At 64.2% G+C, this 13,600-nt stretch carries 14 protein-coding genes; 8 read left to right on the top strand and 6 right to left on the bottom strand.

The window, feature by feature from the left end; genetic code table 11:
• Positions 1–96 precede the first annotated feature (96 nt).
• Complete coding sequence (locus KJP29_RS03030) at positions 97–1,272, bottom strand: acetyl-CoA C-acetyltransferase (protein WP_218462072.1); 1,176 nt, start codon at positions 1,270–1,272, stop codon at positions 97–99.
• A gap of 146 nt (positions 1,273–1,418) precedes the next feature.
• Positions 1,419–2,297, bottom strand: a complete 879-nt coding sequence (locus KJP29_RS03025; protein ID WP_218462071.1) for an EAL domain-containing protein — start codon at positions 2,295–2,297, stop codon at positions 1,419–1,421.
• Between the two features lie 113 nt (positions 2,298–2,410).
• On the opposite strand from KJP29_RS03025, the gene KJP29_RS03020 reads away from it, so the two are divergent.
• Positions 2,411–2,971 (top strand): DNA-3-methyladenine glycosylase I, encoded by a 561-nt coding sequence (locus KJP29_RS03020; RefSeq protein WP_218462070.1) that lies wholly within the window; start codon positions 2,411–2,413, stop codon positions 2,969–2,971.
• A gap of 123 nt (positions 2,972–3,094) precedes the next feature.
• On the opposite strand, the gene KJP29_RS03015 is transcribed toward KJP29_RS03020, so the two are convergent.
• Entirely contained in the window at positions 3,095–4,120 is a 1,026-nt protein-coding gene (locus KJP29_RS03015) for an FAD-binding oxidoreductase (RefSeq protein WP_218462069.1), read from the bottom strand.
• A 53-nt stretch (positions 4,121–4,173) separates the two neighbouring features.
• Between KJP29_RS03015 and mnmD the strand changes: the two genes are divergently transcribed.
• Positions 4,174–4,842, top strand: a complete 669-nt coding sequence (mnmD, locus tag KJP29_RS03010; RefSeq protein WP_218462068.1) for a tRNA (5-methylaminomethyl-2-thiouridine)(34)-methyltransferase MnmD — start codon at positions 4,174–4,176, stop codon at positions 4,840–4,842.
• A complete protein-coding gene (locus KJP29_RS03005) occupies positions 4,839–5,735 on the top strand; it encodes a DMT family transporter (RefSeq protein WP_218462066.1) in 897 nt (298 codons plus the stop codon). The genes mnmD and KJP29_RS03005 overlap by 4 nt, the downstream gene beginning before the upstream one ends.
• Here KJP29_RS03005 and KJP29_RS03000 read toward each other — a convergent pair.
• Positions 5,710–7,671, bottom strand: coding sequence for a lytic transglycosylase domain-containing protein (locus tag KJP29_RS03000; RefSeq protein WP_218462065.1), 1,962 nt, complete (start codon positions 7,669–7,671; stop codon positions 5,710–5,712). The two genes, KJP29_RS03005 and KJP29_RS03000, sit on opposite strands and share 26 nt — an antisense overlap.
• Before the next feature lie 140 nt (positions 7,672–7,811).
• On the opposite strand from KJP29_RS03000, the gene dapA reads away from it, so the two are divergent.
• Positions 7,812–8,684 carry a 4-hydroxy-tetrahydrodipicolinate synthase gene (gene dapA, locus KJP29_RS02995; RefSeq protein WP_218462064.1) on the top strand — a complete coding sequence of 291 codons (873 nt, stop codon included), beginning with the start codon at positions 7,812–7,814 and terminating at the stop codon, positions 8,682–8,684.
• Between the two features lie 60 nt (positions 8,685–8,744).
• On the top strand, positions 8,745–9,221 hold the full coding sequence (gene smpB, locus KJP29_RS02990; RefSeq protein WP_218462063.1) for an SsrA-binding protein SmpB: 477 nt from the start codon (positions 8,745–8,747) through the stop codon (positions 9,219–9,221).
• Between the two features lie 3 nt (positions 9,222–9,224).
• Here smpB and KJP29_RS02985 read toward each other — a convergent pair whose 3' ends face one another.
• A complete protein-coding gene (locus KJP29_RS02985) occupies positions 9,225–9,695 on the bottom strand; it encodes a GyrI-like domain-containing protein (RefSeq protein WP_218462062.1) in 471 nt (156 codons plus the stop codon).
• A 258-nt stretch (positions 9,696–9,953) separates the two neighbouring features.
• Here KJP29_RS02985 and KJP29_RS02980 point away from each other — a divergent pair, with 258 nt between their 5' ends.
• Together KJP29_RS02980 and KJP29_RS02975 are read left to right on the top strand one after the other, a co-directional pair.
• Positions 9,954–10,712, top strand: coding sequence for an electron transfer flavoprotein subunit beta/FixA family protein (locus KJP29_RS02980; RefSeq protein WP_218462061.1), 759 nt, complete (start codon positions 9,954–9,956; stop codon positions 10,710–10,712).
• Positions 10,712–11,638, top strand: a complete 927-nt coding sequence (locus KJP29_RS02975; RefSeq protein ID WP_218462060.1) for an electron transfer flavoprotein subunit alpha/FixB family protein — start codon at positions 10,712–10,714, stop codon at positions 11,636–11,638. The genes KJP29_RS02980 and KJP29_RS02975 overlap by 1 nt, the downstream gene beginning before the upstream one ends.
• A 70-nt stretch (positions 11,639–11,708) precedes the next feature.
• Here KJP29_RS02975 and KJP29_RS02970 read toward each other — a convergent pair whose 3' ends face one another.
• Complete coding sequence (locus KJP29_RS02970) at positions 11,709–12,536, bottom strand: DUF6473 family protein (RefSeq protein ID WP_218462059.1); 828 nt, start codon at positions 12,534–12,536, stop codon at positions 11,709–11,711.
• A gap of 183 nt (positions 12,537–12,719) precedes the next feature.
• Here KJP29_RS02970 and KJP29_RS02965 point away from each other — a divergent pair, with 183 nt between their 5' ends.
• Positions 12,720–13,595: a 3-hydroxybutyryl-CoA dehydrogenase gene (locus KJP29_RS02965; RefSeq protein WP_218462057.1), complete on the top strand. Its 876-nt coding sequence runs from the start codon at positions 12,720–12,722 to the stop codon at positions 13,593–13,595.
• The last annotated feature ends 5 nt before the right edge of the window (positions 13,596–13,600 follow it).

Below are 13,600 nucleotides of genomic sequence, written 5' to 3'. Positions count from 1 at the left end.
ATCCTGAGCGCGCGGTCAGCGCAACATTATTGCGCGACTATTATACGCCCACAGCATGAAAAAGGGCGCCGAAGCGCCCTTTCCCGTGTCCGCCGCTTAGGGACGTTCGAGGCACATGGCCACGCCCATGCCGCCACCGATGCAGAGGGTCGCGAGACCCTTCTTCGCCCCGCGACGCTGCATCTCGAAGAGCAACGTGTTGAGGATGCGGGCCCCGGAGGCACCGATCGGGTGACCGATGGCGATGGCGCCGCCGTTCACGTTCACGATGGCCGGATCCCAGTCCATGTCCTTGTTCACGGCACAGGCCTGCGCCGCGAAGGCCTCGTTCGCTTCCACGAGGTCGAGGTCCGAGGCTTTCCAGCCAGCTTTCTCCAGCGCCTTGCGCGACGCGAAGATGGGTCCGACGCCCATGATCGACGGGTCGAGACCGGCCGTCGCATAGGAGGCGATCCGCGCCAGCGGCTGGATGCCACGCTTTTCGGCCTCGTCCGCCGACATGAGCAGCGCGCCCGCTGCGCCGTCATTGATACCCGAAGCGTTGGCGGCGGTCACCGACCCGTCCTTGGTGAAGGCCGGGCGCAGCTTCTGCATCGCGTCCATGGTGGCGCCGTGGCGAATGTATTCGTCGGCATCGACCACGATGTCGCCTTTGCGGGTCTTCACGGTGAAAGGCACGATCTCGTCGGCGAACTTGCCGGCCTTTTGCGCAGCTTCCGCCTTGTTCTGCGAGGCGACGGCGAATTCGTCCTGCATGTCGCGGGTGATCTGCCACTGTTCGGCGACGTTTTCCGCGGTCTGGCCCATGTGGTAGCCGTTGAAGGCATCCCAGAGTCCATCCTTGATCATCGAGTCGATGAACTTCATGTCACCCATCTTGTGACCCGCGCGCAGGTGCGCGACATGGGGCGAAAGAGACATGTTTTCCTGACCGCCCGCCGCGACGATGCCGGCATCGCCCAGTTGAATGTGCTGGGCAGCCAGCGCCACGGCACGCAGGCCCGAACCACAGACCTGGTTGATGCTCCAGGCGGCGCTTTCCTTGGGGAGACCCGCGTTGATATGCGCCTGACGCGCCGGGTTCTGACCCTGACCGCCCGTAAGGACCTGACCCAGGATCGTCTCGTCCACATCCGCCTTGTCTATACCGGCCCGTTCGACCAGCGCTTCCAGCACGGTGGCGCCAAGGTCATGGGCGGGGGTGTTCGCGAAGGAACCGTTGAAGCTGCCGACCGGGGTGCGGGCGGCAGAGGCGATAACGACGTTCGTCATGAGATGTCCTCTCCTCGTTGCGTGACGCAGGCGAATGGCCGCAAGTCACCTTGGTCAATTGGATGCATCATGCGCCTCGCACGATTCTCCTCCGCGCATCCATTGGCCAAAAGGACTATGCCGCATCGCAGAACGAATCAAGCGACCTATGCGCGCAGGCGGGTATTCGGGCCCCCGCCCGCCGCCTGGTCGGGCCGGGCCCGTGTCGCGCGTCGCCATGCGGGATTGACCGTGGGCATCCCGAAGAAGAAGCCCTGGAGAAAGTCGCACCCCGCTTGCGCGAGAAACAGCGCGTCGTCGCGGGTTTCCACGTTCTCGGCCACGGTGAGCATGTCGAAATGCTGCGCGAGGGACAGCATCGCCTGACAGATCACCTGATTGTCCGGGTTGTTGGCGATGTCCTTCGTGAAGGCGCCGTCGATCTTGAGGATGTCGAAGTAGAAATCCTTGAGGTAGCGAAAGGCCGTGTAGCCCGCGCCGAAATCGTCGAGCGCGAAGGAGATGCCGTGGCCCTGCATCTCGCCCATGAAATGCTGCACCAGTTCCGGCAGGACGATGGCGGTGCGTTCTGTGATTTCGAGGATCAGCCTCTCGCCCAGCGTGGGGTCGCGGTCGAGCCAGTGGACGAGCGTCGCCTTCCACCGGGGGTAGCCGATCGAGCGCGCCGACAGGTTGATCGACAGGCGCAGCGACGGTTCTTCGGCCAACGCTTGCAGCCCGAGGTCGAGTGCCAGCGTGTCGAGAACCCGGCCAAGTTCTTCCCGCTCCACCACGTCGATGAAGTCGCGGGCAGGAATGATCCGGCCGGTGTGATCGGTGACGCGGATCAGTCCTTCATGAAACGCCACCCGGTCCGGCTGCCGGCTTTGCATGATCGGCTGGAACGCCAGCAGAACCTGTCGCCGCTCCACCGCGCGGCGCACCATCGACATCGTGTCCTGATCCCGTCGGGCGATCGCCATGGTCAGGGGCGAGGACAGTTCGACATCGGGGTCGACAGGGTCGAGGATCTGCGGATTCGCCATGGCTGCCTCATCTTGCGAACGTCGCGACATGATTGCGTCAAAGCTGCTAAGAAGCTGTAAAATTCCGGATTATTGGTGAATTGTCCGGAAACACTGACGAAGGACCGGGAACGATGGGCGACAGATGCGGCTGGTGCGGGGACGACCCGCTCTACGTGGACTACCACGACCGGGAATGGGGCGTTCCGGAACATGACGGCCGCGCCCTGTGGGAAAAACTGATACTCGACGGGTTTCAGGCGGGGCTCAGCTGGATCACCATCCTTCGCAAGCGCGACAATTTCCGCGCCGCTTTCGAAGGGTTCGATCCCGAGGTCATCGCGACCTGGGGTGAAGACGACGTGCGCCGATTGCTTGCCGACGAGGGCATCATCCGCCACCGGGGCAAGATCGAGGCGACCATCGGCAACGCACAGGCCTACCTCGACATGGGCGGGGCCAAAGGTTTTTCACAACAGATGTGGGCCTACGTCGGCGGTGCGCCCTTGGTGAACGACTTCGCCTCGCTCGCCGAGATCCCGGCGGCGACACCCCTGTCCACGCAGATGTCCAAGGACCTGAAGAAGGCAGGGTTCCGTTTTTGCGGGCCGACCATCGTCTATGCCTGGATGCAGGCCTGCGGATTGGTCAACGACCATATCGTCGGCTGCCCCGCGAGACGGGTTGACGCCTAGCACCACTGGCCGCGCGTCAACCTGTCGTTCAGAGTTTAGCGAAACTTTCCCAAGGGTTATCCCTTCCGGGATTCCGGAATTCCAGAATCCCGGAATCCTCGAGCGGCGGCAGGCTACCCAGGATCAGAGGTTGTCTTCGACCCGGAACCCCGCCGGCACGAGATCGATGCCCTCCAGCACCAGAGCGGCCAGCACGTCGCCCACCTTCGGCGCGATCCCGAACCCGATCTTGAAGCCGCCGTTCGCCACGAAATGTCCGCTCCGCCCCGGCCAGGGCCCGAGCATCGGCGACCGGGTCCTGGCCCTCGGGCGAAGTCCGGCCCAGCGCGCCAGCACCCGCGCCTCGGCCAGTGCAGGCACCGCCGCCCGGGCGCGCGCGATGACGTCGTCCAATTGTCCATCCGTCGCCGTCGGGTCGTCGAAGTCCCGCTCGCTGGTCGAGCCGATGGCGACGGTCCCATCCGCGTGGGGGATGACATGCACCGTCTCCGCAAAGATCTGCGGCAGTGCACGCGCATCGAAATCGAGCACAGCTGCCTGACCCTTGACCGCCGTGCCGACCTCTCGACCAAACGCGGCGCTCAGCTCGACGAGCCCCGCCGCGCCCGTCGCGTGGATCACCGCGCCCTCCAGTTCACCTCCGTTAGAGACCTCGCCGCCCAACGCCTGCACCGCTGCCGCGAGCGCCGCGCAGGCCCGGTGAGGCGACATGCGTGCGGTCAGCGTGTCATGGATCAAGAACCCCGTCGCGGACTGCGGTCCCCAGTCGCCCTTCTCGACGACCTCCCAGGCATAGAGCCCCTGCCACAGCGTCTTTGCGGTCTCACCCCGCGCCCGTGCCAGATCCAGCGCCCGCGCGTCCGCGATGGGTTGAAGCCGTCCGGTGCGCGCATATCCGGCCGATACGCCACCAGTGTCCTCGACCTCGGACCAGAAGGCTTCGGCCCGGTCCAGCGCGTCGAACTGAAAGGCCTTCTTCGGGTTCCAGTTCTCCGGCACATGGGGCGCCAGCGCCCCGACGACCCCGCCAGATGCGCCGCCCCCCGGTCCCCTGGGGTCGATGACCTGCACCCGCGCCCCGCGCCGGGCACAGGCATAGGCGCAGGACAGCCCGAAAGCCCCCGCTCCCAAAACCGTGACATCCGCCATTGCCAAGGCTCGAGCCCTCCGTCATGCCTGTCCTGACCGTTCTAGGGGAGCCGATGCACGACGACCAGACAGCGATGCTCGATTGGCGCGACGGCGTGATCCCGGTCTCGACGCGCTTCGACGATCCCTATTTCAGCCTGAACGGCGGGCTGGAGGAGACGCGCCACGTGTTTCTGGCGGGAAACGACCTGCCCGCACGTCTGCGCCCCGGCTTCCACGTGGCCGAGCTTGGCTTCGGCACGGGGCTCAACATGCTGGCCCTCGCCCTTGCGGCCGAGGGTCACGGCCCGATCCGTTTCACATCGTTCGAGGCCTTTCCCATGTCCGCCGCCGAAATTGCCCGCGCGCTGGCAAATTTCCCCGAAGCGCGCGCCATCGCGGACCCGTTTGTTGGCGCGTGGGATAAAGGCGCGCGCCTCTTCACCCTCGGCCCCCTCGCGGTCGAGGTGAAGATCGGCGATGCCCGGGACCTCTTGCCGGCGTGGGAAGATCAGGCCGATGCATGGTTCCTTGACGGTTTCTCGCCCGCAAAGAACCCGGAACTCTGGTCACCCGACCTCATGGCCGAGGTCGCCCGCCATACGACCTCGCAGGGCACGGCTGCGACCTATACCGCCGCAGGTTTCGTGCGACGCGGTCTCGCCGAGGCGGGCTTCACCGTCGAACGCCGCCCGGGCTTTGCGGGCAAACGCCACATGACCATCGCGTGGATGGGCGCATGAAGACCCAGAACAACCGAACCGGCATCCTGCTGATGCTCGCCGCTGTCTTCGTCTTTGCCGCGCAGGACGGCGTGTCGCGGCTCCTTGCCGATAAATACAATGTGCTGCTGATCGTGATGATCCGCTACTGGTTCTTCGCGGGCTTCGTCGCGATCATCGCCTCGCGCAGCGCGGGTGGCATCCGTCCTGCCGCAGCGACCAGCCTGCCTTGGCTCCAGATCGCCCGAGGCGTGCTTCTGGTCGTGGAAATCTGGGTCACGATCTATGCCTTCGTGAAGCTCGGCCTCATCGCGACCCACGCGCTTTTCGCCTCCTACCCACTGATGATCGCCGCGCTGTCCGGTCCAGTCCTCGGGGAAAAGGTCGGTCCCCGCCGCTGGGCGGCGATTTTCGCAGGCTTCGTGGGTATCCTCGTGATCCTGCAACCGGGTTTCGCGGTCTTCTCGCCAAACGCGCTCATCGCGCTGGCGGCTGCGCTTCTCTTCGCGGTCTACGGGCTCGCCACACGTTATGTCGGTCGGGTCGACAGTTCGGCGACCTCGTTCTTCTGGACCGGCATCGCGGGTGTCGTCGTCGCGACGCTTGGCGGTGTTTTCTACTGGGAGCCCATGGCGCCCGGCGACTGGATCTGGATGGGGGCGCTCTGCATCACGGGGGCGCTGGGGCATTACCTCCTCATCCGATGCTACGAAGTGGCCGAGGCAAGCGCGGTGCAGCCATTCGCCTATTTCCAGCTCGTCTTCGTGTCGATCCTCGCGGTCGCCTTCTTCGGCGAGACGATCGAGCTACACGTGGCGCTTGGTGCCGCCATCGTCGTCGGTGCGGGCGTCTTCACAGCCTGGCGCGAACGCCAGAAGGGCAAGCGCGTCACTTCCGTTTCAACAGGTCCGTGAATTCGAGAGGCCCTTCGGGCACCTTGCCGGTGAGCCGCGCCTCGTAGATGGGCAGGCTTTCGGTCACCCGCATGACGTAGGTCTGGGTTTCCTCGAAGGGGATCATCTCGATCCAGTCGACCATGTCCACCGCCGGATCGCGCGGATCACCGTTCGCCTCGCTCCAGGAATTGGCCCGACCCGGCCCTGCGTTGTAGCCGACCGCGATCAGGACCGGGTTGTTGCCGTAGCGCTCCATCAGATGGGCGAGGTATTCCGACCCCAGCCGCGTGTTGTAGCCGGGATCCGTGGTGAGCTTGCCGGGCTCATAGGCGATGCCGACCCGCGCCGCCATGTCCTTGGCCGTCCCCGGCATGAGCTGCATGAGGCCAAGCGCCCCGGCGGGTGACTTGACCACGTGGTTGAACTCGCTCTCCCGCCGCGCGATGGACAGTTCGAGCGCTCGCGGCACCTTCGGGTTGCCGGTGCCAATGTCGGGCACCGGGAAATAGGCGGCCTCCAGCACCTTGCCGAAGCCCGCGTTGTATTTCGCGATCTTGAGCGCGAGGTAATGGCCCCCGACGCTTTCGGCCCAGGCCGCGAGTTGCCCGGTTTCGTGCCGGTCGAGCCGTTCGGACAAGTGGATGACGAAGCGCTCGGCCAGATAGGTATCGCCCACCGCATGGGCCAGCCGCGCGGCCTCCATGATGGGCAGGTCCCAGAACGCGGCCTCTTCGAACCCCGAGAAATCCTCGGTCCCGGCCAGCGCCGGATCGAGCGGCATCCCGGCCTTTTCCGCCGACAAAAGCCCGTAGAACGCCGTCTGATGCCCGCCGCCGAAGGCATAGGCCTCTTGTGCCTCGTCCTCGCGTCCCAGTGCCTCGAGCGCCCTGCCCTCGAAATAGCCAGCCCGCGACTGGCTGATCGGCGTATCCACGGTGGCGCGGAAGGCGCGGAAATGCTCCAGTGCCTTCTCGGGCTGGTCGAGGAAGCGGAGCGCAATATAGCCCGCGAGCCATTCGCAGTCTTCGCGGTTCCAGCCCTCGGCGATGTGGTGATTGGCGGCAAGGTCATAGGCAAGCTGGTAATCGCCCGCCCGCATCGCAGCCCGCGCATAGTTGCGCCGCCAGCGGCCCCATTCGTCGGGGCGTCCGAGGTTCGTCTCCGACGCGGTCCGCTCCATCAGAAGCGCCACGGCGTCTTCCGACCGGCCCTTGTTCGCGCGCCACAGGAATCTTTCAAAGGCCAGCCCCGGATCGCCGGACAGCGCCGCAGGCACCGCTTCGATCATCTTGTCGACGCCCGGCCGCGATTCGCGCAGCCCGATCCGGGCCCGGGCGAGGATCTGATGCTCGGTGTCGACCCGCGCCATATGCCGTTCCGCCTGCGCAGACAGGCCGCGCCACAGGAGCATGTCCATACGCTCCCAGTGGAGCTTGCCAAGCGTCTTGGGCCAGTCGTGCATGAACTGGTTTTCCTCGGCGGCACTCAGCGACAAGGTCGTCCAGGCCCGTTTCGCCTCGGCCATCGCGGCCTCTTCCTGACCGGTTTCCCAAAGCGCCCGCGCGTACCGCAAAGACCCGGTTCCGGTCTCGGGCTTCACCTCGGCGAAGAAACGCAGCACGTCGCCCCGGATCGCGTCGGCGGGGATGTTCTTCTCCGACCGCGACCGAAGCAGGTCGAGCCCCGGCCAGTCGCCGCGCCGTTCGAGGAAATCCACCGTCTGGGCGAAGGTCCCGTTGCCTGCGCGCAGCCGCTGCCACTCGATGATATCGCGCGCCACGGTGCCGGGCGCGCCCGCAGCCTCTCGCGCCTCGTCCCATTTTCCTTCGGCTTCAAGAGCGACCGCCCGTTTCAGCGCCTCCACACCCGCGTCGTCCTGCGCAAGAGCGGGACCGCCAAGGGTCAGAAAACACAGAAGGATCAGGCGGATTTGTCGTGCGGCAAATGTCGTCATGGCGATACCTCTAGCGCGCCGTGCAATGTCCTCAACACACATTCTTGGCATTTCCCCGCATCGCGGCTAGTTTCCGCCGCGTTTTACCGGGCGAGTCTGCCCAAGGCCATGATCGGCCATCAACATAAAAGGAGCGTGTCATGTTCAAAGGATCCTACCCGGCCCTTGTCACGCCGTTCAAGGACGGCACGGTGGATACCGATGCGCTCAAACGTCTCGTCGACTGGCATGTCGATCAGGGCTCGCACGGGCTCGTCCCGGTCGGGACCACGGGCGAAAGCCCGACGCTGCTCCATGAAGAGCATGAACTGGTCGTGGAAACGGTCGTGAACCATGCCGCCGGTCGGTTGCAGATCATTGCCGGCGCCGGATCGAACAACACGGTCGAGGCGCTTCATCATGTGAAACACGCGAAGGAGGTCGGCGCAGATGCCGCCCTCGTCGTCACGCCCTACTACAACAAGCCGACGCAGCGCGGGCTTCTGGCGCATTTCCTCGCCGTGGCCGACGTCGGCCTGCCGATCATCATCTACAACATCCCCGGCCGCTCCGCGATCGACATGGCGCCAGCCACCATGGGCGAGCTTGCCAAGCACGAAATGATTATCGGCGTGAAGGACGCGACCGGCGACCTGGCCCGCGTGGCCTGGCAACGCGACCTCTGCGGCATCGATTTCGTCCAGCTCTCGGGTGAGGACGCCACCGCGCATGGCTTCAACGCAATGGGCGGCGTGGGCTGTATCTCGGTCACCGCCAACATCGCGCCCAAGCTCTGCGCCCAGGTACAGGAGCTTTGCCTCGCCGGGGATTACGCGACCGCACTTGAAGTTCAGGACAAGCTGATGCCGCTCCACCGCGCCGTGTTCATGGAACCGGGTGTGTCGGGCGCGAAATACGGCATGTCGAAGCTCGGCCTGATCGCCGAGGACGTGCGCTTGCCGCTCATGCCGCTCGCAGACGACACCAAGGCCGCGATGGATTCCGCCATGCGCCACGCCGGGCTCCTGAACTGACGCGTCAAGGGGCGTCCCGCCCCTTCCCCAACCCGCTCTGGCCGCCTATATGGGGGGACCATGGCCAAAAAAGACGACGACAAGAACTACAAGGTAATCGCCGAGAACCGGCGGGCCCGGTATGATTACGCTATCGATGATGACCTCGAATGCGGCATCGTGCTCATGGGGTCCGAGGTGAAATCCATGCGGATCGGCGGCACCCATATCGCCGAAAGCTATGCCGCGGTGGAGAACGGCGAACTTTGGCTCGTGAACGCCCATATTGCGCCCTACGAACAGGCCAAGACGTGGGGGCATGAGGAACGTCGTCGCCGCAAGCTGCTCGCCAGCCGCAAGGAGCTTGCCCGCATGTGGAAAGCGACCCAGCGCGAGGGCATGACGCTCGTGCCGCTGGTGCTTTACTTCAACCACAAGGGCATTGCGAAGATCAAAATCGGCATCGCCAAGGGCAAGAAGCTGCACGACAAGCGCGCGGACGAGGCGAAATCCGACTGGAACCGCCAGAAACAGCGGCTTCTGAAGCAGGGCGGATAACTGTCAGTCGGCGACCGGCACCCAGATTTCTACGGTCATCGTCCCGGTCTGCGCGTCCGGCTCGCTCAGGTATCGCTCGAAGACCGCGCCTTCGCGTTGGGCCACATGCGCCTCCGGAAGCCAGCGCGCAAAGATCGCATCGAAGTGACTGGGGAGGTCGACAGGCGCGATGTGGAGCGTGAAGACCGCGTAGGTGCCACCGACCAAAGACATGAAACTGGCCCCCTCGGGCAGGTCGATTTCGCGCGCCACCTCCCAGCCGACGCCGTAGCGAAAGCTCCCGTCCGGCTGCGCGTTCATCGACACACCATAGAGGACATGGTCGGTCACGGCATCGAATTTCTCCGCGATATCGAAGAACCGATGATACAAATTCGGGATCTCGCCACGGCGATCGAGCGTGTAATCATCGACCACACCGACGAGCAGCCGCGGCGCGGCGTCGACGATGTCCGGGTCCGGCAGGTCAGTCATATCCTTTCCTCCGTGATTCTCCTGTCCCAGCCTAGATAACTTCTCACGTCAGGTCAGGTTGCAGACTGTCAGACGCTAACAGAAGTTTTGCATACGTATATTGTATTTTACGTATACATTAACTTGGCGAAACGCGGCGTCGTCAGGTCAATTTATGTCGCTTTGGCATTGTGAAACGGGACGACGACCCGCTACACCATGCACCAGACTTGAACGCCCCGAGCGATTGCCAAGGGGCCAAATAGGGAGAAACCGCTCATGAAGGTGCTCGTGCCTGTGAAGCGCGTGATCGACTACAACGTGAAGGCCAAGGTTAAATCCGATGGCTCCGGGGTCGATCTCGCTAACGTCAAGATGTCGATGAACCCCTTCGACGAGATCGCGGTGGAAGAGGCGATCCGGCTGAAGGAAGCGGGCAAGGCCGAGGAGGTCGTGGTCGTGTCCATTGGCGTCAAGCAGGCGCAGGAAACCCTGCGCACGGCGCTGGCCATGGGGGCCGACCGCGCGATCCTCGTGGTGGCTGCGGACGACGTGCACCAGGACATCGAGCCGCTGGCGGTGGCCAAGATCCTCAAGGCCGTGGTCGATGAGGAACAGCCCAAGCTCGTCATCGCGGGCAAACAGGCGATCGACAACGACATGAACGCGACCGGCCAGATGCTGTCCGCGCTGCTCGGCTGGGGTCAGGCGACCTTTGCCTCGGAGCTGGAGATTGACGGCGACAGCGCGAAAGTGACCCGCGAAGTCGATGGCGGGCTTCAGACCATCGAGGTCAAGCTGCCCTGCATCGTGACCGCCGACCTGCGCCTGAACGAGCCGCGCTATGCGAGCTTGCCCAATATCATGAAGGCCAAGAAGAAGCCGCTGGATGAAAAGACCGCCGCCGACTACGGCGTCGACGTGTCGCCCCGTCTGGAAATCGTCAAGACCTCCGAGCCGCCGACCCGGTCCGCGGGCATCAAGGTTGAAAGCGTCGACGAGCTTGTGTCGAAACTCAAAGAAGCGGGGGCTATCTGATGGCTGTTCTTCTCCTCGGTGAAGTCAACAATGGCGAACTGTCGGTCGATGCGACCGCGAAGGCCGTCACCGCCGCCAAGGCATTGGGCGACGTGACCGTGCTCTGCGCCGGATCGTCCGCCGCTCAAGCCGGTGAAGCCGCTGCCAAGATCGACGGCGTGGCCAAGGTCCTCGTGGCCGAGGGCGACAGTCTCGGTCACCGGCTGGCGGAAGCCACCGCAGACCTGATCGTGTCGCTGGCTAGCGATTATTCCCACATCGTCGCGCCGGCCACGACGGATGCCAAGAACATCTTCCCGCGTGTCGCAGCCCTGCTGGATGTGATGGTGATTTCCGATGCCTCCGCTGTCGTGGATGCCGATACATTCGAGCGTCCGGTCTATGCCGGGAACGCCATCCAGACGGTAAAGTCGAAAGATGAGAAAAAGGTTATCACCTTCCGCACCTCGACCTTCGACGCGGCAGGTGACGGCGGATCCGCCTCGGTCGAAACCATCGACGCACCGGCGGCCTCCGGCCTGTCGTCCTGGGTCGAGGACAAGGTGGCCGAAAGCGACCGTCCGGAGCTGACCTCGGCAGGCATCGTCGTGTCGGGTGGCCGTGGCGTCGGGTCCGAAGAGGACTTCGCGCTGATCGAGAAGCTCGCGGACAAACTTGGCGCCGCCGTGGGCGCGAGCCGCGCGGCGGTCGACTCGGGCTTTGCGCCCAACGACTGGCAGGTCGGCCAGACCGGCAAGGTCGTCGCCCCCGATCTATATGTCGCCGTCGGCATCTCGGGCGCGATCCAGCACCTCGCGGGCATGAAGGACTCCAAGATCATCGTCGCGATCAACAAGGACGAAGAGGCCCCGATCTTCCAGGTCGCAGACTACGGCCTCGTGGGCGATCTCTTCACCGTCGTGCCGGAGCTCATCGAGAAGCTCTGAAGCACGCGCGACCGGCAATGCAGAAGGCCCGCCAACAGGCGGGCCTTTTCGTTTGCGCGCGGGTCCGCGCCTAAAGGATACGACGGAGCGAGACGTTGAGCGCCGAGGCCGCCCTGGCATGGGCGACGGTCCCCAACATGCCACGCGCCGCCGCCTCTTCGAATTCGCCGAAGGCAAGTCCTGCGAACCCATCGGCGATCTGTTCCGCCGTGACGACGACCTCGACCACGTCTTCGACATAGGGTCTTATCGCGTCGATCATGTCGCGGTCGACGAAAAGCGGATCGGCGCCATGGGCCGTGTCCGTAACCGGAAGGTCGGGACTGTGTCCGGCGAGCCAAAGAAGCACCACCCGGCTGTCGATCCGCGCGATGAGCGTCTTCATCCGCGCGACCCAGGCTTCCTTCAGCTCCTGCTCGACCATGGCAAACTTGTCCGCCGAGGCGGTGCGCAGGGTGCTGAGCAGGTGCCGTGTGAAGTGGAACTCGGTGAAGTCCACGTCCCGGTAGATCGTCTTGAGAAGGTTCGAGGCCCTGAGAAACCGGTCGTTGCGCCGCGGGTGCACCGCGTAGAACCGGTTCGACATGTTCTGGGCCCCGGTAAGCTGGATCACCGTCGCGTCCGCCTTGGAACAGATGTCGATCACGGTCCGGTCGTTCGTAAAAACGTCGATCCCCGCATTGATGCAGCCAAGATTCACCACCGGCATGTCCAGCACGCCCTCGGTCAATTCGGGATAGGGCAGTTCGACGAATTTGCCGTAGGTTTCCGTGCCGCCCAGCACCGCCACATAGGGCGGCTCCAGCTTGCGTTTCGGCCCGCGGAACAGCAGTTTCGATTTGCCATAACGGCATGGCATATAGTCAACGGCAGTGACACCGAGGTTATCATAGGTCATTCCACCCACTCCATTACTTTCACCCGGTATCGAACCTGCGCGCAAAGGCTTTCGAAATCCCTAATCGCGCCCCCGGTCACGCCGGTTACGGGACTGACTTCTGCATATCTGGTTAATGGCTTCGCCCCTTGCGGCGGCACGATGCCGGGGCCTATTGTCGCCGGGACGGAAAAGAGGTGACATATGGCAATCGAGACAGTGGGCGTCGTGGGCGCGGGCCAGATGGGCAATGGCATCGCGCATGTGCTGGCGCTGGCCGGCTATCAGGTGCAGCTCACCGACGTGAACCAGGACGCGCTGACCGCTGCGATCGCCCTTATCGACAAGAACCTCGAACGCCAGGTGGCGCGTGAAAAGATTACGGCAGGCGAGAAGGCCGCCGCCATGGGCCGCATCACGACGACGCTCAAGCTCACCGATCTTGGACCGAGCGACCTCATCATCGAAGCGGCCACGGAGCGCGAGACCGTGAAGCAGGCCATCTTCGAGGATCTCATCCCGCATCTCAAACCCGAGACGATCCTGACCTCGAACACCTCTTCGATCTCGATCACGAGGCTCGCCTCGCGCACGGACCGGCCCGAGAAGTTCATGGGCTTCCACTTCATGAACCCGGTGCCCGTGATGCAGCTCGTCGAGTTGATCCGGGGCATTGCCACCGATCAGTCCACCTTCGAAGCCTGCCTCAAGGTCGTGGAAAACATCGGCAAGACCGCGGCCAGTGCCGAGGACTTCCCGGCCTTCATCGTGAACCGCATCCTCATGCCGATGATCAACGAGGCGGTCTATACCCTCTATGAGGGCGTGGGTTCCGTGAAATCCATCGACGAGTCCATGAAGCTGGGCGCGAACCACCCGATGGGGCCGCTGGAGCTCGCCGATTTCATCGGGCTCGACACCTGTCTCGCGATCATGAACGTGCTGCACGACGGGTTGGCCGACACCAAGTATCGGCCCTGCCCTCTGCTGACGAAATACGTGGAGGCCGGCTGGCTCGGGCGCAAGACCGGGCGGGGGTTTTACGACTACCGCGGCGACACGCCGGTGCCGACCCGCTGATCCGT

Source organism: Maritimibacter sp. DP1N21-5, from assembly GCF_019218295.1.
GTDB lineage: Bacteria > Pseudomonadota > Alphaproteobacteria > Rhodobacterales > Rhodobacteraceae > Maritimibacter.
Note: the sequence above shows the minus strand (reverse complement) of the source record. Positions and strands in the feature narration are given on the sequence as shown.